The 22,106-nt window shown below is 33.4% G+C and carries 17 protein-coding genes; 7 read left to right on the plus strand and 10 right to left on the minus strand.

Translation table 11 applies throughout. The features are described 5' to 3' along the window. Positions 1–114: 114 nt before the first annotated feature. Together Z054_RS0114190 and Z054_RS0114195 are read left to right on the plus strand one after the other, a co-directional pair. The gene (locus Z054_RS0114190) at positions 115–1,194 is read left to right on the plus strand and encodes an RHS repeat domain-containing protein (RefSeq protein ID WP_024770720.1); all 1,080 of its coding nucleotides are present in this window, start codon (positions 115–117) and stop codon (positions 1,192–1,194) included. Then, positions 1,169–1,531 carry a hypothetical protein gene (locus tag Z054_RS0114195; protein ID WP_024770721.1) on the plus strand — a complete coding sequence of 121 codons (363 nt, stop codon included), beginning with the start codon at positions 1,169–1,171 and terminating at the stop codon, positions 1,529–1,531. Before Z054_RS0114190 ends, Z054_RS0114195 begins: the two co-directional genes overlap by 26 nt. Positions 1,532–2,208: 677 nt before the next feature. Here Z054_RS0114195 and Z054_RS0114200 read toward each other — a convergent pair. The 3 genes from Z054_RS0114200 to Z054_RS0114210 are packed head-to-tail and all read right to left on the minus strand — an operon-like array spanning position 2,209 to position 6,590. Then, positions 2,209–3,867, minus strand: coding sequence for an MBOAT family O-acyltransferase (locus Z054_RS0114200; protein ID WP_024770722.1), 1,659 nt, complete (start codon positions 3,865–3,867; stop codon positions 2,209–2,211). After that, on the minus strand, positions 3,860–5,140 hold the full coding sequence (locus Z054_RS0114205; protein WP_084050364.1) for a GDSL-type esterase/lipase family protein: 1,281 nt from the start codon (positions 5,138–5,140) through the stop codon (positions 3,860–3,862). Before Z054_RS0114205 ends, Z054_RS0114200 begins: the two co-directional genes overlap by 8 nt. After that, positions 5,127–6,590, minus strand: a complete 1,464-nt coding sequence (locus Z054_RS0114210) for a GDSL-type esterase/lipase family protein (RefSeq protein ID WP_152538563.1) — start codon at positions 6,588–6,590, stop codon at positions 5,127–5,129. Before Z054_RS0114210 ends, Z054_RS0114205 begins: the two co-directional genes overlap by 14 nt. Before the next feature lie 202 nt (positions 6,591–6,792). On the opposite strand from Z054_RS0114210, the gene Z054_RS30265 reads away from it, so the two are divergent. Both Z054_RS30265 and Z054_RS30270 read left to right on the plus strand, forming a co-directional pair. Beyond that, complete coding sequence (locus Z054_RS30265) at positions 6,793–7,893, plus strand: response regulator transcription factor (RefSeq protein ID WP_024770725.1); 1,101 nt, start codon at positions 6,793–6,795, stop codon at positions 7,891–7,893. Positions 7,894–8,010: 117 nt separating this feature from the next. Next, positions 8,011–9,309 (plus strand): TlpA family protein disulfide reductase, encoded by a 1,299-nt coding sequence (locus Z054_RS30270; RefSeq protein ID WP_024770726.1) that lies wholly within the window; start codon positions 8,011–8,013, stop codon positions 9,307–9,309. A gap of 140 nt (positions 9,310–9,449) precedes the next feature. Here the strand turns inward: Z054_RS30270 and Z054_RS0114225 are convergent, their stop codons facing one another. Together Z054_RS0114225 and Z054_RS0114230 are read right to left on the minus strand one after the other, a co-directional pair. Continuing rightward, complete coding sequence (locus tag Z054_RS0114225; protein WP_024770727.1) at positions 9,450–10,172, minus strand: tetratricopeptide repeat protein; 723 nt, start codon at positions 10,170–10,172, stop codon at positions 9,450–9,452. Between the two features lie 19 nt (positions 10,173–10,191). Then, a complete protein-coding gene (locus Z054_RS0114230; protein WP_024770728.1) occupies positions 10,192–13,644 on the minus strand; it encodes a pyruvate carboxylase in 3,453 nt (1,150 codons plus the stop codon). A gap of 281 nt (positions 13,645–13,925) precedes the next feature. Between Z054_RS0114230 and Z054_RS0114235 the strand changes: the two genes are divergently transcribed. Both Z054_RS0114235 and Z054_RS0114240 read left to right on the plus strand, forming a co-directional pair. Further along, the gene (locus Z054_RS0114235) at positions 13,926–14,765 is read left to right on the plus strand and encodes a hypothetical protein (RefSeq protein ID WP_024770729.1); all 840 of its coding nucleotides are present in this window, start codon (positions 13,926–13,928) and stop codon (positions 14,763–14,765) included. Between the two features lie 191 nt (positions 14,766–14,956). Continuing rightward, positions 14,957–15,781 carry a hypothetical protein gene (locus Z054_RS0114240; protein ID WP_024770730.1) on the plus strand — a complete coding sequence of 275 codons (825 nt, stop codon included), beginning with the start codon at positions 14,957–14,959 and terminating at the stop codon, positions 15,779–15,781. 65 nt (positions 15,782–15,846) lie between these two features. Here the strand turns inward: Z054_RS0114240 and Z054_RS0114245 are convergent, their stop codons facing one another. From Z054_RS0114245 to Z054_RS0114265, 5 genes are all read right to left on the minus strand, one after another. Then, on the minus strand, positions 15,847–16,935 hold the full coding sequence (locus Z054_RS0114245) for a TRAP transporter substrate-binding protein (RefSeq protein ID WP_241461416.1): 1,089 nt from the start codon (positions 16,933–16,935) through the stop codon (positions 15,847–15,849). Between the two features lie 127 nt (positions 16,936–17,062). Further along, on the minus strand, positions 17,063–18,409 hold the full coding sequence (locus Z054_RS0114250; protein ID WP_024770732.1) for a TRAP transporter large permease: 1,347 nt from the start codon (positions 18,407–18,409) through the stop codon (positions 17,063–17,065). A gap of 2 nt (positions 18,410–18,411) precedes the next feature. Continuing rightward, the gene (locus Z054_RS0114255; RefSeq protein WP_024770733.1) at positions 18,412–18,912 is read right to left on the minus strand and encodes a TRAP transporter small permease subunit; all 501 of its coding nucleotides are present in this window, start codon (positions 18,910–18,912) and stop codon (positions 18,412–18,414) included. Between the two features lie 131 nt (positions 18,913–19,043). Next, positions 19,044–19,805 carry a peroxide stress protein YaaA gene (gene yaaA / locus Z054_RS0114260; protein WP_024770734.1) on the minus strand — a complete coding sequence of 254 codons (762 nt, stop codon included), beginning with the start codon at positions 19,803–19,805 and terminating at the stop codon, positions 19,044–19,046. A 93-nt stretch (positions 19,806–19,898) separates the two neighbouring features. Beyond that, complete coding sequence (locus Z054_RS0114265; protein ID WP_024770735.1) at positions 19,899–20,300, minus strand: VOC family protein; 402 nt, start codon at positions 20,298–20,300, stop codon at positions 19,899–19,901. Between the two features lie 402 nt (positions 20,301–20,702). On the opposite strand from Z054_RS0114265, the gene Z054_RS28570 reads away from it, so the two are divergent. Next, a complete protein-coding gene (locus Z054_RS28570) occupies positions 20,703–22,079 on the plus strand; it encodes a glycoside hydrolase family 71/99-like protein (protein ID WP_024770736.1) in 1,377 nt (458 codons plus the stop codon). Positions 22,080–22,106 lie beyond the last annotated feature (27 nt).

Raw genomic sequence — 22,106 nt, forward strand, 5'->3', positions numbered from 1 at the left:
TTAAAAAAAATTGCCACAGAGGGAAGTTCATTAACAGGATGGAGCGTAAAGAAAATACCCTGCGGGTATTTTTAGCGAACAGGCCAGCTGGCGTGGAGGAAAGCCGGTAATTATGTGTATAAGAATGGCGCCCTAGAGTTTTTTAATCACCCAGAGGGTATTGTAGAGAAAGAAGCCGATGGATATAAGTATGTATACCAGTTTAAAGATCACCTTCAAAACTTAAGACTCTCGTATTCAGATAGAAACAAAGATAGGGTTATCACACAAGATGAAATCATACAGGAAAAAAACTATTATCCCTTCGGCATGACTCACTCTGGATATAATAGTACACTACGAGGAAGAAATCACAATTATGGGTTTAATGGAAAAGAAGAACAATCAGAACTAGGGTTAGAATGGCACGACTTTGGCGCTAGAAACTATGATGGAGCTATAGGACGTTGGATGTCACCAGATCCATTAAGCGAGGAGTTTTCAAGTTGGTCGCCATATAACTCAATGATGAATAATCCAATTAATCTTATAGATCCAGACGGTCGTGCTGCTTTTTCACCGATTTATGATACAGGAGGTAATTTCTTAGGTACAGATGATCAAGGGTTGCAAGGAAAAGCAATAGTTATGGAAGCAGAGAATTTTGAACAAGGGATGTCTCATGAAGATGCATTATCAAATAATTTAGGCACAGAAGGTTTAAAAGACGGAGCTGCTGGTGAAAAATTAATTAAAAATTATAATGGCTTAAAAGACCGACCTGATTATGATGGGAAAATAACATTATCAGAAGCAAACGACTGGTATAGAAATGGAGGAGGAAAACCTTTATTTGTAGATTTATCTAAAGTCGATTTGGGTTTTATTTCTTCAGAACAATTTAAAAGTGTAGGTTCTACTAAACCAATACAAACACTTTTTGATTCTGAAGATGGAGCTATTTACGGAAATGTTACTTTTACTTACGAAGGTGAAAATAAAGTTAGTGCAGCTCCTGACGTTTATGATTTTGGAAGGCATAATAGACGAAGTACAGCTAGTTCCCCTCTAACACGTATTAAAGAAAACGCTAAGAGAGGAATAAGGAATGCAGCAACCGTCGGGGGTAGAATAGTTGCAGATAGAAGTCCTTTTAATTTACACAATAAAGAGTTTAAAATAAATTTTTATGGTAAAGGAAATATATCAAATTAAAAAAGCTTTAGGATTACTATTTTTATGTATTCTTTTAACTTCTTGTCAACCTCCTAAAGAACAGGATTTACTAGATGAAGCAAGATTTAATTTTGAAAATACTACTTTTGATAGAGGTATTGATAAAGTACCTTTTAAAGGGCCAATTATTAAAGATAGGATTGAGAATTTTAAAGCAGATCCAGGGTACAAAGTATATGGGTGGTATTATGTTCATAGAAAAGATACTATATGGGTTTATGCCGAAGTAGATACTCTTTTAAAGAAAGAAACATCTATGCATTTTTCAAGAAATATTACTAAATATATTGAAGAACTAGACAGAAGAATGCAATAAAAATTAGAAATTCCCCTAGCTGCGCAAAGTCTCCTGACTTCGCGTGATGCTTAAAGCAGTATGACTAAACATAAAAAATCCACAGCATTAATGTTGTGGATTTTTTTATACAATATACTTACGAAGAAATTAGGTTCGTAAGATTATCTTTTAGTTTTTTCTTAGAGATAAGGGAATCAATTAGATTATAGATAGATACTTTTTCTACCCCGCTCCCGCTAGTGGCGTCAAAGATTGGTGGGTAAGAATACAAAAATTAGAAAAACCAGTTACATTATTGTAACTGGTTTTTTATTAGGATTACAATATTCTAGTTTCATTTTTTGAAACTGTAATATTATATTTTAGCAAGATGAACAGGAATTATAAATTTTATAATACATCTGGATTATATTTTGTTAGCTTCGCTATCGTGTATTGTAAATATAGTTACGCAAAAAATTATCAGGAGACTATGTAGACAGTATAGAGATTGATGTTTTTTGCGTTATCTAAACTGTAGTGCCACTAGCGAGACGCTAGCGGGAGCGGGGTAATAGAATTGCCTTACATCAACCATTAAATTGATGTGAGAAAAAAAGGCAACCTCTAATATTGTATAGATACCCACTTACACAAGTGGGGGTGGGTACTTATATAAGTGGTTTCTCCTCCCCCCTGCTCTAACGCTTCACTGCCTAAAATTGGAAATAAATAAAGGGCTGGAAATCGGCCGCATAGGTTTGATAACAGACAATTGCTACCGCTATCACAACTACAGCTTTAACAAGCATATTGCTTTTAATAAATACAGTTTCTATCCAACTTTTGGTACGATACGGTAACCAGTGAGTGATATATCCTAAAAGCATAACAATAAATACAATACGATACTCCCAGAGTACAGCCAGGGCATTCTGCCAATCCATATTGGTGACCACTTGCTGATAAAAACGATCAATGTGATCCATACTGTTTCCTCTAAAATAGATACGTGTAAAGGTGATAAATACAAAAGTCAGTGCAATTCTCCATAACAAGGCATACCAGGCCTTAGATTCTTCATACGGGCTTATCTTACGCCAATATTTGTATACTACAATTCCGATACCATTAAGTCCTCCCCAGATTGCAAATTTCCATGAGGCACCATGCCATAATCCACCGACTAACATGGTAATCATGATATTAACATTTCTATTAAAATGCCAGGCCAACCTAGGTGAGAAAAGTGTAATAATAAGTATAGCACCAATTCCCGAAGCAGCCAACAGTGCTATCGCATAATCAGAAACAGCAAAAACTCCTAAAAATGTAAAAATCAATATAAATGTGTAGGAAAAGATTGTTCCATTACGATTACCCCCAATAGGAATATATAAATAATCTTTAAGCCAGCTCGATAATGAAATATGCCAACGTCTCCAGAAATCACCGCAGTGAATGGCTTTATATGGCGAATTAAAATTAACCGGTAGTTTATAGCCCATAAGCAATGCTAATCCAATAGCAATATCGGTATACCCAGAAAAATCACCATAGATTTGTAAAGAATACCCAAACATAGCCATGATATTAGTGAAACCAGAAAACATCTCGGGAACATCAAATACCCGATCCATAAAATTGGCTGCAATATAATCGGCAAATAACATTTTTTTAATCAACCCTTTAAGGATCATAAAAGTTGCCTGGCCAAATTCTTGTTTGGTAATAGTAATCTCTTTTCTAATCTGAGGTACAAAATCAGCAGCTCTTACTATTGGCCCCGCAACTAACTGCGGGAAAAAACTAACAAAAAACCCAAAATCAATAATAGATTTTAAAGGTTTGATTTGTTTTCTATAAATATCTACACTGTAGCTAATCGTTTGAAATGTGTAAAAAGAAATTCCCACAGGAAGGATAATTTTATCTACTGTAAAGTAATCTACCGTACTCCATGTATTAGCCCATTGCGCCAAGTAATTAATAACCTCATAATCGGTTTGGAAAAGGAAATTATACGAATCTGTAAAGAAATAGGCATATTTAAAATAACAAAGTGTTCCCAGATTAATAATCACACTTATAGCAACCAATGTTTTCTGAAGTAAAACCGACCTACTATTATAAATAGCTTTACCCAAAAAGAAATCATTGACTGTACTAAATAGTAAAATCCCTATAAAAAGACCACTGGTTTTATAATAAAAAAGTAGACTTATGGCAAATAGATAAGCACTTCGTAGATTTTTTTTACTATATACTATAGCGTAAATAAAATATACTGCTGCAAAGAAAACCCAGAAGTTCGCTTGTGTAAAGATCAACGGAAAATCTTCTGAGAAAGAAAATATGTCAATAAGTCTATTCATTAATTACCTGATTCAAAATAGAGTCTGGCTCTAATTGCAATTCGTTTTCCCATGAATGCGCTAATGCTTGTAACAAAAGATCTGCTTTTATACGATATCCCATAACTGTAAAATGAATACGATCTCTAGGCATTAGTTTATTTGCATACCAATCTTTTGAGGAATTAAAACCTCCCATAATTTCATAAAAATCCCAAACCGCCATTTTTTGTTCTTTTGCCACTTCATAGATTATCTTTTGAGCAATTCTGGTTCTCGGATTTGGGAATTTCTTTTTGTAATACGAATCATTAGGCACAGTAAGTAATACTGCACAATTAGGATTTGCTTTTTGAACTAATTTTATTAAATCTGTGTAATATGCTTTATATGCGTCTGGATTAAAATCGGGGTGATATGCATCATTCGTACCAATCGATACTATAAATAAATCTGGTTTATAGAGCAATAACTGGTCATCAAAAAAGCGACATCTTTTATAATACGAAAAACTACCGCCATTTACTCCTATAGAAGTATATTGAATCCCTTTATTATCATTCATTAATTCGATACCCATCATCAAAAATTCGGCATTTTCTTCATCTTTAATTTTGCGAATACAAAACTCAATTTCTTCAACACTTTTATGTAATGTATATTCTATAAAATGTGCTTCTTTATTTTCTTTAACCACAGAAACTAGTGAATCTTGTTTAAAAGATATCTCATAGTCGGTACTCCAATTATCATAAAAGATTCTGATTTTATTAAAATCGTACATCTTTTCATGATAATTATTGCCATTCGCTATTATTTTCACATTTGATACGCTGTCCTTAAAAACTGCTGTTACTCCCGATAATCCCCAGGCCACACTGTCTTTTCGAACCGAACATCGGTATCCCGTCCACTCACCATCATACTTTACTCTATAGTTACCGGGGTTATTGGTTTTGGCAATACTAAATGGATAAATAAATCCTCGTTGTCCTTTTGCAGTAGGGCTCATCATCTGAAGGTAAGATCGTAAACGATTCGAATAAATATCTGCTTGAATATGAGATCCTCCGATATGAAAAACATGTAAATCTTCTTTTCCTCCTTTTGCAATTGTGTCTAATTTGCGAAAAAGTGTCTTAAATGCCGGTGAATTTTCTGCCATTTTTATGGTATTGGCTTTCCAATTCACAAAAGGGTATTTATTTTGTATGGTATCTATAACATAGGTTTGTGCCATCAAGGGCAATGTTAAAAGCCATACATAAAAGAATAATTTGTTACGTCTCATCATGGTTATCAGGTTCTTTGAGGTCAAGGTATAGGGCTATAAAAAATAGTTCTGAAATTATTTTGGTTCCTTTCCAGGTAAAATGCATATAATCTTTGGCGGTTAATTTTTCGTCTACCCATAACTTCATCGCTCCTTTTCCGCCCATAGCATCATACATACTCCAATACGCTACATTATTTTCCAGGCAAGTTTTCATTAATTCAGCATTAAGATACGGTAATAACGGGTAGGTTTCCATTTTACCGTTTACCGGAAGACACATATCTGTAGGCCCTATAAATACAATACTGGTATTTTTTGCCCGCCTTCTAATCCAATTTACCTGTCTGGTAATTCGTTTAGTATACTTGGTTATATCTGTAGAATCTTTGAGATATGGCATCGTATTACCTCCATATTGCATAATAACAATTTTTGGTTTTAATTGCCTCATCATCTGGCTGTAGATAGCTGCACTCGAATTTGCAAAAACCGTTCCCGAAGCTCCCCGCATCGCCACGTTATCAATTTGCACCCTAGATCCTCCATCCAATGTTAATCCATAAAAATCTGCACTAACTTTACCTTCCAGTTCAATTTTGAGATCTGTAGGTGTAGTTGCTGTTCTTATTTTATATTGATGATATTTACCATCTGCAATCAGATTATCTTGCTGAACCAAAACCCCATCATTATACACCGATACTTTGATCGGAAAGTTACAATTACCATAATGCAGTCCAATATTGGTAAAGTACCTGAATTTTGCATACGTTTTCCTAGACTTTCCTATTTTCACAGAGGCTTTGATAATTGGTAAAGAATCAACCATAGTGCTATCTGGAAGTTCTTTTTGATATGCTGTAAAACGAGAAGCGGAAAGATAGGCTCCATATTTTCGATGTGAAAACTTTTTTTGAGTAGGGTCAAAAAACGCAAAACGTTCCCAATTTTCACTTGGTTCTACAATAGCGCTTATTTGTCGATACACAGGTAGTACAGGAAGAAACCCAGGGCCACTACCTCCATACATACCCTGAAGTCTATTACGAAGATATCCTGTAATACGATCGCCTTCGATTTGAGAATCGCCATAATGTATAATTCTACATGCTCTAGAAGATAATTTTTCTCTCAGCTCACTTGCAAAATCAGGATTACCCTCAGGATACTTGATCCTAACAATACGAGTCGTATCTATTTCTGAGAAGTCAGGGAGTTTTTTTATTTCCTCGGTTAAAGCAATATCTTTTTTACTTTCATCGGTTTCAATATCCAGAGGAGTTACAATCTGAGTGACTTCTAGAATATCTTGTCTTGTAAGCGATGAATCTTTTTCTAATCCCAAAAATGTAGTATGCGTGGGATATTTAACCGAAATCCCTTCATACGAGAATCCATCATCTTGTGTTTGAGCTTTTTGAACCCCTCCTTTTTGACTCAAAAACATGAGTCCAAATAATACTCCCAATACGAATAGGATAAATAATGATATTTGAATAGGCCTGACTCTCAATGTTTCCCGGGGATATTTCTACTTTTTAGTAAAAATAGAAAGATTTTAGAAACTACCAAGGTGATAGATATATAAAGATGAATCTAATTGTATACATTTATGACAATAAAACGTTAAGAAAACTAAATATCTTATAACTTTTTATAATTACCTCAGCATGAAGAGCAGGCATCTTGTTTACATTATACTATTTTTTTCAGGTCAACTCATCTTTGCTCAATATGAAATTTCTGGTCAGTTATCAAATTATGATAAGCTTTGGCATGATAAAATTTATATGGCATACATAGAGCCAGGTGAAGACTACAATATTGCATCTTCTCGTCAAATTATTAATTCTACAACACTTGATATGGATGGGAATTTTATTTTTAAAGGAAATAATTTACCGCCAGGAAATAGCGTGGTAAGAATTTATCTGGTAGAAAATGAAAAAATTGATGTAATGTTATCTTACAAACCAAAAAATCATATTTTACTTATCCTTAACGACAAATCAAAAATACATATAGAATCTTCAGATTTTAGTACTAACCCTCTTGATTATATAATCACAGGGGATTTTGAAAAACAAAATAATAAAATTAAAGAGTTAGAATTATCGCTCTACAATTTAAACAATCAAGATTCTAGTCCTTATCTAAAATCAGAAAAAGGACAAAAGTTAATTGCAAAAAAGAGAAAAAATATTATTAAAGAGTTTTGTAAATCAAACACGTATCCACTTGTAATCATATTTGCAGTTCAAAAATTAAATATTGAAAAAGAGTATTCAAATGATTCTGATTTTTACAAAGAGCTTCTTTTCAAATTAAAGAAAAGTAACGAAGAAACATTTGCATATGTTGAAGCATTTAGTAAAAAAATAGATGTAATTGGATATAAGGTTAATAAGAATGAATCTAAAGTTGATAAGTACAATTTTTCCCTACTTAAGGATATTGCGATTATTCTTCTTTGCTTGTTTGTAATAATCCTAATTGTCTACATTTTTAGTCTGAAAAAGAAAATTACCTCAATATCATCTACTCATATTCAATCAGAAAAATATGAGTTCACAGATTATAATCAATTAATTAAATCACTTACCAGACGTGAAAAAGAAATCTTAGAGCTTATAATACAAGAGTATCAAAATAAAGAAATTGCCATCCAACTTCATTTAGAGGTTTCTACTATTAAATCTCACCTATCAAAGATTTACACCAAGCTTAATGTTAAAAACAGAAATGAACTTAAAATATTATTAGCTTCTTAATTATCAAAGGTTACTAGTACTTTTTTCATACTGGTATTAGTTCTTTTTTAGTCTTATTTAAATGTTTGAGCTATAGGTGAAACTATACTTTTGTTTCGACTTCAAAAAATAAGATTAATGAAAAAAATCACAATCCTTTTTAGCTTCATTATCACACTAAGCTTAAGCTGTACTAATGATAGCACTAAAACTTTGCCTCAAGATACTAGCAAAACCTCTACGAGAAAGGCTATCGAAATATCATTAAAAGACATTTATAACAAGCCTGATCTTGAAATACCTACAATTGCATCTCTTAAAGGAGAGGTTGTAATTTTAGACTTTTGGGCTACCTGGTGTAGTCCATGCATTGCAGAGTTTCCTAAGAACAATGTATTATACAATAAATACAAAGGCAAAGGAGTAAACATTATTGCCATTACAAATGATCCAAAAGAAAAGTTAGAGAATTTTCTAAAAAATATTGATCTTGATTTCTGGATCGGCCGAATAGAAGGCAAACAAACCCTTAAGGATTATGAGATTCAATCTTTCCCAAGTATTGTAATTATCAATAAAAAAGGTGAAATCGTTTACAGAGGTAATCGTCTTACTGAAAAATTAATAGAAGAGGTTTTAACAACTGATACAATCACTCTTAAAAAACTAGCCGAACCAGAAATGAAGAACGATTCTAAAGTGTCGGGAATACCATTTTCTGGTGGATATTATCCAGGTGAAGATCCTGTTTATATTGATTTAATGAAAAACATAAGCTCAAACAAACCTGAAGAATCCCGAAAATTAGTTGACAAAGCAAATATTAGAAGTTTTGTAATACGCAAATCACCATATCAAAAAAGTAACATTGCTGGATATGGCTCGCAGAATAATTCTGTTGGAATTACAATTATAGGTAATGAGTTAATTAATATTTTCAAAATAATTAATAAAATTCCTTCAGAAATACGAATAAAAAATAATTCCAAGGACACTTTTGCTTATGACATCATATATTCTAAAAACGAGAAAGGAAATGATTTAAAAAAAGCATTTAAAGAAATACACGAAGAGCTATTGAGTTATTTAGACATCAAATTTAAAAATGTTAAAAACGAACATTTAGTAAACAAATTATCCGTTACTCTTCCAAATAAATATATCATCGCAAGAAATGAATTAGAGGAAGGAACTTCAACACTTTATACTCCAATTAAAAGACTCATACCGCTTTTCGAAAATACATCTAAAGAATTTTTCACTTCTGATACTACCTTAAAAGATAAATTAGTGTACACGTACGGCATGAAATTAAACGAAATCAAAAAAGCTACCGATCCTATTCAAGAAATTAAACTACTTCTTCAAGAAAAAGGAATTATGATAACAAAAGTAAAAGAGCCTATTGAGACTTTTGAGATTATCGACTCGCAATAATTCATTTTTTCTTCAAAAGAAAATTTAAGAGAGCTTTCAAAAAGCAACTCGTAACACACTAGCCCCATTAGACTTTATAACCTCACAGGTTTTGAAAACCTGTGAGGTTATATATTTTTATAGTACAATCTAGAGTGTGTCTAAAGAGAAGAAGCTAATTTCTTTACATCATTTACTACTCCCTGATATTTACTTCGATTGGGTTTTGACATATGTTGAGATTCTGTCAAAATTTCGGATAGAATTTCTTTAGCTTCTTCATTTTTTCCTTTTTCTACCAAAAACTGAGCAAGTATATATCGTTCCTGATAATTAGAATATCGTTGATCAATCTGTCTCAAATTATCTTCTGCTTTTTCAGACTGTCCTATTTCTTCTAATGCCAAACCATATAAAAACTGACTTCTAGATCCTTTAAAATCAGGTTTAGCATTTATCTTCTCGGCACAAAAGATAACTTTATCATAGTTTTTGGTTTGATAATACCCTTCTATTAACTTCTTGACAACACCGGCATCCTCATCATAATTGGTACTAAGTGCCACTTCATATTCGTTTATAGCATTAGGATAATCTTTTATTTCTAATAAAGCATCTGCCAAATTCACCCGATTCTGAAATGTTTCAGCAAAATCTAGTTGTTTTTGTAAATCATCAATCTTCTTCGTAGGATTAATCACGTTCACAATCTCATCCTGAACCACATCCAGATCTTTTTTACTAAATACCTGAGTCAAAAGATAGATAACACTCCCTAACACCGGCAAAAATATAATTACAAAAAACCAATAGTAATTGTTTTTATTCTTGATAGCATGGTAAATACAAAAGCCTTGTAAGGCAATAATTAAAAAATATGGCATGATGTAAAAATAGACAAAACTATTTAAGCATGATCACCAAATCATCTGCATTTACCATCGTACCAGATTTAAGAATAATTTTCTTAATCACTGCATCCTCATTGGCTGTAATGGTAGTTTCCATTTTCATGGCTTCGATGATAAATAGTGGATCATTCTTTTTTACTTCCTGACCGGTTTTGACCAATACAGAGGATAATGATCCTTGTAAAGGGGCTCCTATCTGTTTAGCATCGGCCTTATCCACTTTTGCATGTATTACTTTATCTACTTTAATAGAATTATCTTGTATCTCTACATTTCTGGTTTGGCCATTTACTTTAAAGAATACAGTGACTTTACCATCATCATGAGGCTCTCCTACCGATATCAATTCTATTAACAGTATTTTTCCTTTATCAAGTTTTATAATGATCTCCTCTCCAGGTACCATTCCATAAAAAAAGTTTTTGGTTGGTATCGTCATCACATTACCATATTTTAAGTGATGATTATAGGCTCCTGTAAAAACTTTTGGATATAATTTATAAGAAAGAAAATCTGTAATATCCAGTTCTCTTCCCATACCTTTTTTGAATATCTTGACAAACTCTGTAAATTCGGTTTCAAAATCAACAGGTTCCAGATGTGCATTCGGCCTGTTTGTAAATGGTTTTTGATCCTTTAGTATTAATTTCTGAAGGTCTTTAGGGAATTCACCAACGGGCTGCCCTAATTCTCCTTTAAACAAACTAACCACCGATTGCGGATATGAAATGGTATCTCCACGCTCTTTTACATCTTCTATAGTTAGGTTATTACTCACCAGGTATTGTGCCATATCCCCCACTACTTTAGAGCTTGGTGTTACCTTTACAATATCTCCAAAAAGTTCATTTACCTCTCCATACATTTTAGTAATTTCATGAAAACGATCTGCTAACCCTAACCCTTGTGCTTGTGGTTTTAAGTTAGAGTATTGTCCTCCGGGGATTTCGTGTTGGTACACCTCTCCTGTTCCTGCTTTTAATCCAGACTCGAAAACATAATAGTATTCGCGTACAGCCTCCCAGTAATTAGAATACTCGTTTAGTTTAGAGATATCCATTACATTCTCACGCTCATGAAACCTCATCATTTCTGCTATTGCATTAAAATTGGGTTGTGCTGTTAATCCAGATAGCCCACCTAAAGCAACATCTACAACATCTACACCCGCTTCAATTGCTTTAAGATAAGTTGCCGATTGTACTGAAGAAGTATCATGTGTATGCAGGTGTATAGGAATATTAATTTCGGATTTTAATGCCGAAACCAATTCATAAGCAGCATATGGTTTTAGTAATCCTGCCATATCTTTGATTCCCAGAATATGTGCTCCTGCATTTTCGATATCTTTGGCCAGTTGAATATAATAATCGAGAGTATATTTAGTTCGATTAGGATCTAAAATATCTCCTGTATAGCATAAAGAACCTTCGGCAAGACCTTGTGTTCTTGTACGTACATGTTCGATACATGGGGCTATAGATTTCATCCAGTTTAGGGAATCAAAAATTCTAAATACATCTACCCCATTCTCCCAGGATTGTTCTACAAATTTTCCTATCAAGTTATCAGGATATGCTGTATACCCTACACCATTAGATCCACGAATTAACATTTGAAGCAGTAGATTGGGCATTGCTTCTCGTAGCGAGCGAAGTCTTTCCCATGGATTTTCTTTAAGGAAACGAAGGCAGACATCAAAAGTAGCTCCACCCCAAACTTCCATACTAAAGATTTCTGGATGGTTTTTAGCAAACCCTTCTGCAACTTTAAGCATATCATAGGTACGCATTCTGGTTGCTAATAGACTTTGATGCGCATCACGCATTGTAGTATCAGTAAAATGAACTTTCTTTTCATTCTTCAGCCATGTTGCGAACTTCTCTGGCCCTAATTCGGTAAGTAAATTTTTGGTTCCTTTTGCGTATCCCAGGGTTTCGTCAAATTTTGGAACTGTAGGTACTACAAAAGTTTTTGTATCGTCAATCTTTTTAACATCAGGATTACCATTTACAATAATATCTCCTAAGAAATTGGCCAATTTGGTTGCTCGATTACGAGGTTCTTTAATCGCAAATAACGATTTGGTATTCTGAATAAAATTAACGGTTACCTCTCCTTTTCTGAAGGTTTCGTGTCTTAAGATATTAGCCAAGAATGGCATATTAGTTTTTACACCACGTATTCTAAACTCAGACAGTGCTCTTAACATTTTTCTACATGCGCCATCAAGAGTTCTACTATTTGCCGAAACTTTAACCAACATCGAATCAAAGAACGGTGAAATAGTTACTCCCTGGTATACACTTCCTGCATCTAACCGAATCCCAAATCCCGATGCACTACGATAGGTTGTAATAGTTCCATAATCAGGTTTAAAATCATTCTCGGGATCTTCTGTTGTAATCCTACATTGTAGTGCAAATCCTGTTGTTTTTATACTCTCCTGGCTTTCTATTTTAATCTGCTTATCAGATAATTTATATCCTCCTGCAATAAATACCTGAGCTTTTATTAGATCTATTCCTGTTACAATCTCTGTCACCGTATGTTCTACCTGCACGCGTGGATTCACTTCAATAAAATAGATACTTTGGTCTTCATCAACCAAAAATTCTACAGTACCAATATTATTATAATCCACTGCTTTACAAATAGCAAGTGCATAATTGTATAAATCCTGTTTTATATCTTCGGATACTCCAAAAGAAGGAGCATACTCGATTACTTTTTGATACCGTCGTTGTACCGAACAATCACGTTCAAAAAGATGTACCATATTACCGTGATGATCTGCTACGATCTGTATTTCGATATGTTTTGGATTCTCCACAAACTTCTCCAGAAATACGGTATCATCTCCAAAAGCATTTAAGGCTTCTCTTCGTGATTCTGGGTATGCTTTTCCCAGTTCTTCATCATTTCGAATCACTCGCATCCCTCGGCCTCCACCTCCAGAAGCAGCTTTAAGCATTACCGGATATCCAATACGCTTAGCTTCTTTTAATGCTATTTTTACATCTGTAAGATCCTCTTTGTTACTCTCTATGATAGGAATATCATTCTCGATCGCTACCTTTTTAGCCGTGATCTTATCTCCCAGTGAACGTAAAACTGATACTTTAGGTCCAATGAATATGATATCATTTTCTAAACATTGTTGTGCAAACTCTGCATTCTCAGAAAGAAAACCATAGCCAGGATGAATAGCATCTACATTATTGTTTTTGGCAACTTTTATGATGGCCTCTATATTTAGATAAGGCTTCAATGGTTCATTATTTTCGCCAATCTGATATGCTTCATCTGCCTTGTATCTGTGTAAAGAATATCGATCTTCATAGGTATATACTCCTACTGTTTCTAATCCAATTTCTGTACAAGCTCTAAAAATACGGATTGCAATTTCCCCCCGATTAGCTACTAAAACTTTTTTGATTTGCATGATATAATTTATGAGTTAAAACCATTTTTAGCGAACATTCGCTACGAAGATATTGATAAGAAAAATGCTGTGCAACAGTAATGTTAAAATTGGTATAAATAAAATTAATCTGTGATATGTTTAACAATCTTCTGTCTCCAATTCAGCATCTTACAATAACATCTTATAACATAACCTTAACACAAATTAACTACACCTTTTATAAGATTCTGTAAGTTATAATCGTTTACTGATCATACGTCCCATAACATTTTTCAATTTATTAATTAAAGCTTTTAACAATGAAAAAAAGATTTTTTGCCTACACAGGCCTGTTATTCATAACCTGTAGCCTTTTACTAAGCTGTAGTAATGACGACGACGCAACACAGATACCAACTACTGCGGTTACGACTTCTAAACAATATAAAGACATCACATCTGCTAACAAAGAAATAAATTCTGTAGTAGAAAATGTTTTCAATGCCGAATCTAATATTGGTAATAAGTCTTTTTCTAAAGTAAAAACACCTGAGTGTGCAACGATCACTTCAGAAATAACAGATCAAACAAAAACTGTTACTATAGATTTTGGTGAAAATTGTGAGTTACCCAATGGAGAAGTAATTTCTGGTAGTATCCGTATGAGTTTTAGTCTTAAACTGGATACAGAAAGTAAAATTGAGATTAGTTATAGTCTTGACAAGATTGTTTATAAAGATATTACCGTGAGTGGAACTGCCACTACTATATTTTCTTTTCAAAGTGACACAGGAAATACTAAATTCACTACAAATTCTGATTTCACATTTGCATGGACAGACGGTGTTACTGCAACAAGTAAAACTAATTTTACAACAGAGTCTTTCTCAGGAAACACTAACCCAGATACACCGCCTAGCTTAATCTTTTATAGCTTAACAACCGGTAATAGTTTAACCGAATTTAGTAATGGTGATCGATTTGCTGTAGAGATTACAACTCCTCTACGTAATGAAAGTTCATGCCAATACACTGTGAGTGGTATTATAGCAACTACAGAAAATAGTGCCGTTATTACTTTGAACTATGGTGATGGAGAATGCGATAATATTGCAACTCAAACCGATGCAGATGGTAATGAAACTACCATAGAATTATAGTACGATATTTCAAAATAATTAAAACGTTTTAGAAAAAATTTCTGAAACGTTTTTTTTTGTTATACCATGAAAATAATCTAATAAACTTTAACAAAGGATTAGTACCTCCCATTGCATGTATTAGTTAAGTTTGCCGCCCAATACCCCGCAGTTAACTTATATATAAACCTTTATTTTTTAATTATTTTCTTATGAAAAACAGAATTATTGCTTTCGCAAGTATTTTGGTAGCTACTACTTTTTTGTTTAGTTGTAGCAGTGACGATGACAACACAAATGAAACAAATCCGATTACCGCCTCGGCCAAATATAAAGATGTGAGGTCCGCAAATCGAGAAATTAACGCTGCAGTACAAGGTTCTATGAATAACCCATCTAATGCTAGTCGTAGTTTAAAGAATAGTTCTAATGATTGTGTAACCCTTACTTCTGAATTAACAGATACCGGAGGAACTGCTACTATCACTTTTGGTGAAAATTGTAAGTCTCCTGATGGAAAAGCTATTTCGGGTACAATTTTATTAAGCTATAAGATGAAAGAAGCTTCTGGGGAGTTAGCATTCGATATAACATACACCTTAGAGAACTTTTCTTTTAATGGTATAACGGTAAGTGGAAGCTCTATTGCCACATACAATATACTAGACAAAAAATTTGTAACAAATTCTGACTTTAAGTTTACCTGGGATGATGGACTTTCTGTACTAAGTAAGAATACTACTTCAGTTGAAATCGTAATTAATGAAGCATCTGCCGAGTCATATACTCTTATTAACATGGACACCAAAGCAGAGTTTAGTAGTGGAGAATTATATACTTCTAAAACTACCACCCCTATGAGAGTAGAAAACGACTGTAAATATGTTGTAAGTGGTGTTCTTGTAACAAATGAAAATGCATCGACCATTACTTTAGATTACGGTGATGGAACTTGTGATAATGTTGCAACGCAAACTGATTCTGATGGAAATGTTACCACAATAGATTTGGATGTAGAAGAAAATTTCACGCTTTAACTTACCATCATAATTGATAAGAAAAACCGTTTCAGAAGAAATTTTCTCTGAAACGGTTTTTTTGATTACTTCTGTATTTTATTATAATAGGCTTTTTCTGTTACTTCGGACCATTTGGAGATCTTTTTCTGAAAGCTTGAATAGCTTTCATATACTTCTTTAGAAAGCGGATCATTTCCTATCATTTCCTGGATTGCTTCATCGGTAAATCCTCGCAGGGCATCCAGAGTTTCTTTAGAAAATTCACGAATTTCAACACCTTCTTCATGTATTAATTTATCCAGGTAAATACCATTTTGTCTATCAAACTCTGCCAAAACCCATACTTGTGCTCGTTTAGAAGCAGCTTCTAAAACTGCTTGTAGATGTCGAGGCAGACCGTCGTACAAATTTTTATTAATAAAAAACTCAAGTTGTGAACCCGTCTCATGCCATCCAGGTGTATAATAATATTTTGCAATTTTATGAAATCCCATTTTATAATCGTGATATGGGCCAATCCACTCGGTGGCATCAATAACTCCTCTTTCTAAACTTGTATACACTTCACTACCTGCAACCAAAACCGCTGCTCCTCCGGCTTTTTCTAATACTTTTCCTCCAATACCTGGTAAGCGCATTTTTAATCCTTTAAAATCTTCTACAGAGTTGATTTCCCGGTTAAACCACCCTCCCATCTGTACGCCTGTATTTCCCCCCATAAAGGGTACGAGGTTAAATTTAGCGTATGTCTTTTTCCATAATTCATATCCTCCTCCTGTTTCTAACCAAGAGGTAATTTGTTGACTATTCATCCCAAATGGTACAGCTGCAAAAAACTGTGCTGCCGGAGTTTTTCCTGCCCAATAATAAGCTGCTCCACATCCCATCTCTATAGTTCCCTGGGACACCACATCAAAAGCTTCTAACGGAGGTACTAATTCTCCACCACCATACACTTTTATTTTAATCTGCCCATTAGACAATTCATCTACCCATTCTGCGTATTTCTCTGCAACTTCACCCACCACAGGAAAGTTTGGTGGCCAGGTAGTCGTCATTTTCCAATAAAACACTTTATCGGGTTTGGTCACATCATATGAAGTAGTTCGCATACTTGCTGGTGGATCCCCCAAACAAGAAAGAAACAATACTACAGTAATTGCTAAGGTCAAACACCTTAAAATTTTATGTTTTTGGATTCTAACAAGTTTCATAAGGTTTACTAATATATTATTAATCATCTTTAGAAAAGTAAAAAGGATATTCTTTTATGGTTTCTAAAGGATACATTTTATTATCCTATTTTGATATAAAAATAATTTCAGGAAAAAATACGACTACACCAACAATAATTAATTGAATGATGATAAATGGTATAATCCCTTTATAAATTTGGCTGGTTTTTACATTATCTGGCGCAACACCCTTAAGATAAAACAAAGCAAAGCCAAATGGTGGTGTCAAAAACGACGTTTGCAGATTTAATGCTATCAAAATTCCAACCCACAACATATCCATATCAAAAGCATTAAAAATAGGAGTTACTACCGGCACTATAATAAAAACAATTTCAATAAAATCAATAAAAAAGCCTGCAATAAAAATCACAACCATGACCAATAACAAAAACATAAGAGGTGTCAAATTAGATGACATAATCAATTCTTGCAGATATGCATCTCCCCCCAACGTTCTGAATACTAAGGTAAATGTAGTTGCTCCTAAAAGAATAAAAAACACCATCGATGTTAATTTTGTAGTTTCTTGAGCTACTTCTTTTAGAATTTTAAACGAAAACTTTTTTTGAATTATGGTTAGTATTGTTGCGCCAATAGCTCCAATAGCAGAAGCTTCTGTAGGAGAAGCTATACCTGTAAAAATAGAGCCCAATACCAATACTATTAAAAGTATTGGCAAGAAAAGTGCTTTTAGAATTTTTGAAGTGAAATTAGCTCCTCTAAATTCTGCAATCTCTTCTGCAGGAATACTGGGAGCATCTTCTTTATGAACGAAAGATTTTATTAAAATATAGCCAATATATAATCCTACCAATATCAACCCTGGCAATAGCGCGGCAGAAAATAAAGCTCCTACATCTACAGAGGCTGATCCTCGTGATGAGCTATTAATTGTATCTGCTAATAATACTAATACAATAGATGGCGGAATGATTTGCCCTAATGTTCCTGACGATGCTATTACTCCTGTTGCAAGTTCTGTTTTATATCCTCGTTTAAGCATTGTAGGCAGGCTTATTAACCCCATTGTTACAACTGTTGCTCCAACAATCCCAGTAGATGCTGCAAGTAAAGCACCTACAATCACTACAGAAATTGCCAAACCACCACGTACACGTCCAAACATCATTGCCATAGTTTCTAATAAACTCTCTGCAAGACCAGATTTTTCTAGCATGATTCCCATAAAAATAAATAGAGGAACTGCCATTAACACATAGTTATTGACTACTCCCATAATTCTTGCCGGAAGTAAATAAAATGTAGACATCTGAAACACTTCTGGAGCAAAAATAGATACTCCAAAGGCAAAGGCTACCGAAATCCCTCCTAACGTAAAAGCAACCGGATACCCTCTTAGAATAAGAATGAAGATTATTACAAATAGTACTATTGCCAGATATTCCATTTCTAATCCTTATTAAAAATAATTTGAATTGATTTTAGTATATGGGATATTCCTTGAAGTAACAGAAAAACAAAACCCAGAGTAATACAAAATTTAAGTACGTATAAAGCAGGTAAACCTCCCGGTTGAGGAGAACTTTCTCCTATCATAAAAGAAGACAACCCATAATACCAAGAAGAAACAATAACTACATAACACCAGGGGATTAACAAAAAAGCACCTCCTAAAAGGTCCACCCAGGCTTTTCCTTTTCTTGAAAGTTTGGTATAAAAAACATCAACCCGTACATGTTTCTCGTATTTAAATGTATACCCAGACGCTAGTAGAAATATCATCCCGAAGAGATAAATCTCTATTTCGATCATCCAAACATATGTGAATTTAAAGACATAGCGAATAATTACATCAAGGCCAATGATTATTGCCAGTAGTGTTGCTACCCAACTAACCAATATTCCTATTTTCTCACCAACTCTGTCGAGAAAATTGATAATTTTTTGCATCTAGTGATTTGTGTTACTAATATCTGGGTTGAAGATACTAAAATTAGATGCATTTGAAAACGGAAGTTAGTAATTGTCAAAAGCGTATCGAAGATTTTCAATACCCACACATTAACAATTATCTTATTAAGTTATCTCACAAAAACCAATTCATTAGGCTTTGTAGTATATTCTTCACTAAACCCATATCCTTCGTAATTAAATCCTTTTAAATCTTCAATAGTTTCTGCACCAGTATCGATAATATAACGAGCCATCATACCTCTGGCTTTTTTGGCAAAGAAGCTTATCATTTTAAGTTTATCTCCTTTCCAATCTTTAAATTGTGGAGTAATCACAGGTACTTTTAATGCTTTTTTATCAATTACACTAAAATATTCATTACTCGCCAGATTGATAAATAATTCATCGTCTTGCAATTCATCATTTAAGTGCTGGGTAACTGTTTTTTTCCAAAACTCATATAAGTTATTTTTTCGCCCCATTTTTAATTTAGTTCCCATCTCAAGGCGGTAAGGCTGCATTAGGTCCAGAGGTTTAAGAACTCCATACAATCCAGAAAGTATTCTTAATTGATCTTGTAATGTGTCTAACTTTTTTTCGGGAATAGTATACGCATCTAATCCGATATATACATCTCCATTAAACGAATATACTGCAGGCCTTGCATTTTCCTTTGTAAACGGAAGGTGAAACTCCTGATTACGTTGCCAATTAAGTTGGGCTAACTTATCACTTATACTCATTAGCTCAGAAAGTTTTTTGGGTGTTTTTTTCTTCAATACACCATTCAACTTTTCGATTTCTGCAAGAAAAGCTGGAGTCGTATACTGCTGAGTTGGTAATGCTGTTTCAAAATCTAATGATTTAGCTGGAGATATTACAATTTTCATGTAGGTGACTTTTTTGTTATTCAAAAATACAATTGTCTACGGACAATTAAAATCTATACCTGTATTTATTCTCTATTTGGGTATTTGTAAAAGTTATTTTGATTTTAGGATATATTCTTCTATTTGTTTAGTGAAAGTTTCTTCATCTTTAAACGCTATCAAATTTCTATCGGGATCATAGAATTTTGCTACTTTTCCCCAATGGTGTTCCTGATAATCAACAGCTACTCCTTTTCTCTTTAAATCATTTGCCAGGTTTTGTACATTGTCTACATTCATTCGTATACAACTAAATGTCTTTGCATTCATTTCATCCATTATCAGATAATCCTCCCTATCTTCTTTTTCAACCATTAAATAAGTACCATACAAATCAAAACACGTTAATTCATCATTTTTAAATAAAATAGTTAATTCTAAAACAGTTTCATAAAACACAATAGATTCTTCATATTTTTTGACATATAAAATAAGCCCTGTTCTTTTAATTTTCATACTGAAAGGTTTGTGATTAAAGTACGATTGTATCTTAAAATCATAAATTAATTATGGTATTTCTTATCTATTAAATTATTGATTATCTCTATGTATCATTACGATTAATGATATCGAAGCATCAATAAGAGTCATTAATTCTTATTTGAAACAAATATAAATAATTGATTTTCAGATGATAAAGAATAAAAAAATAGCATATTCCTTTTTAGAAAAAAAGAAATTAACTAATTTTAGTGCAAATAACGTATTACAAAGAGGGGAAACCCTCATTTTCGTCACAAAAGCATGAATTCTGATGTATTAAACATTAGAACACATTGTCTGATTATTCACAAATTCTCTTCTAAACATAAAAACTCTTTAGACATTTTGTTTGACGTTTAATTTAATATTTGTGATATGTTACGATCTTCGAGTACGCTTATTTTTTTCCTATTTCTTTTTATTATTTTCTTTTATTCTTGTGAAAAAGAAGATATTATTTCAATTGAACAACAACAGGTTGAAGAACAATCTGCAGCAGAAGTTGTTCAGGACACAACATATACTGACGCCGAATTATTAAAAGTTCTGGAAGAAGAAATAGAATTTATAAAACTTGAGAAAGAAGGGTATATTGTTGATATTTCTGGTATGGATGTCGTTAAAGAAAATCCAAAAAAAGTATACGTACATTATTTACCCTGGTTTCAGAATAAAGATTTTGATGGATACTGGGGCCAGCATTGGATAATGAGTAATCAAGACCCTGAAATCAAAGACGAAAATGGTAAACGACAAATCGCTTCGTACTATTATCCTCTAATCGGCCCATACTCCTCTAGTGATCCGGATTTGCATGAATATCATTTTTTGATGATGAAACTCTCTGGAATTGATGGAGTAATTTTTGACTGGTATGGCAGTAGAGATGTACACGATTATGGATTAATAAAAAAATCAACAGAAACCTTTATTAGCGTCCTAGAAGATTTGGGGCTTGAATTTTCAATTATGTATGAGGATCGTGTAGCTGCCCAAGCTACAGAGCAATCTCTTACCACTGATATCATAGAAGCTGCGCAAGAGGATTTTACATACATTAATGACACCTATTTCTCTAGTCCTGAATACATGCAATATAATGGTAAAAACATGTTATTTGTATTTGGCCCACATCATATAACCACAGAAACCGAATGGAATCAGGTATTTGATGTACTACCTACAGAAAATCAGCCTAGCTTTTTAACACTATGGGCTGCAAGTGATCGTGTTGGAGTGAATGCCTCGGGAGAATTTTTATGGGTAGATAAAGATCATTTACTCGCTCATCAAAATTATTATGACACTTACCAAGCATCTAATACAATAACTGTGGGATCTTCTTATCCCGGTTTTAGGAGTTTTTATACAGAAGGTGGATGGTCTGATGGTAGTAATGATTGGAGTATTGACCTTAATTCTGGTCATACTTTTATAGAAACTCTTAATTATACTCATCATGAACTTTCAGACTTTATTCAAATCATTACCTGGAATGATTTTGGTGAAGGTACTATGATAGAACCCACACAAGAGTTTGGTTTTACCTACTTACAACTTTTACAACAATATACAGGAGTTTCTTTTTCTCCCAATGATCTACAGGTAGCCTTGGATCTGTATCATATCAGGAAACAATATAAAAAAAATGCGGAGGTACAGAATATCTTAAACCGATCCTATAGGTACATAAAAAAACTAAGGTTAGGACGTGCTGATAAGGTTTTAAAAGCTATTAAAAGATTTTATTGATCGATCACATTAAGTTTTAAAATAGAA

Source organism: Aquimarina macrocephali JAMB N27 (genome assembly GCF_000520995.1).
Lineage (GTDB): Bacteria > Bacteroidota > Bacteroidia > Flavobacteriales > Flavobacteriaceae > Aquimarina > Aquimarina macrocephali.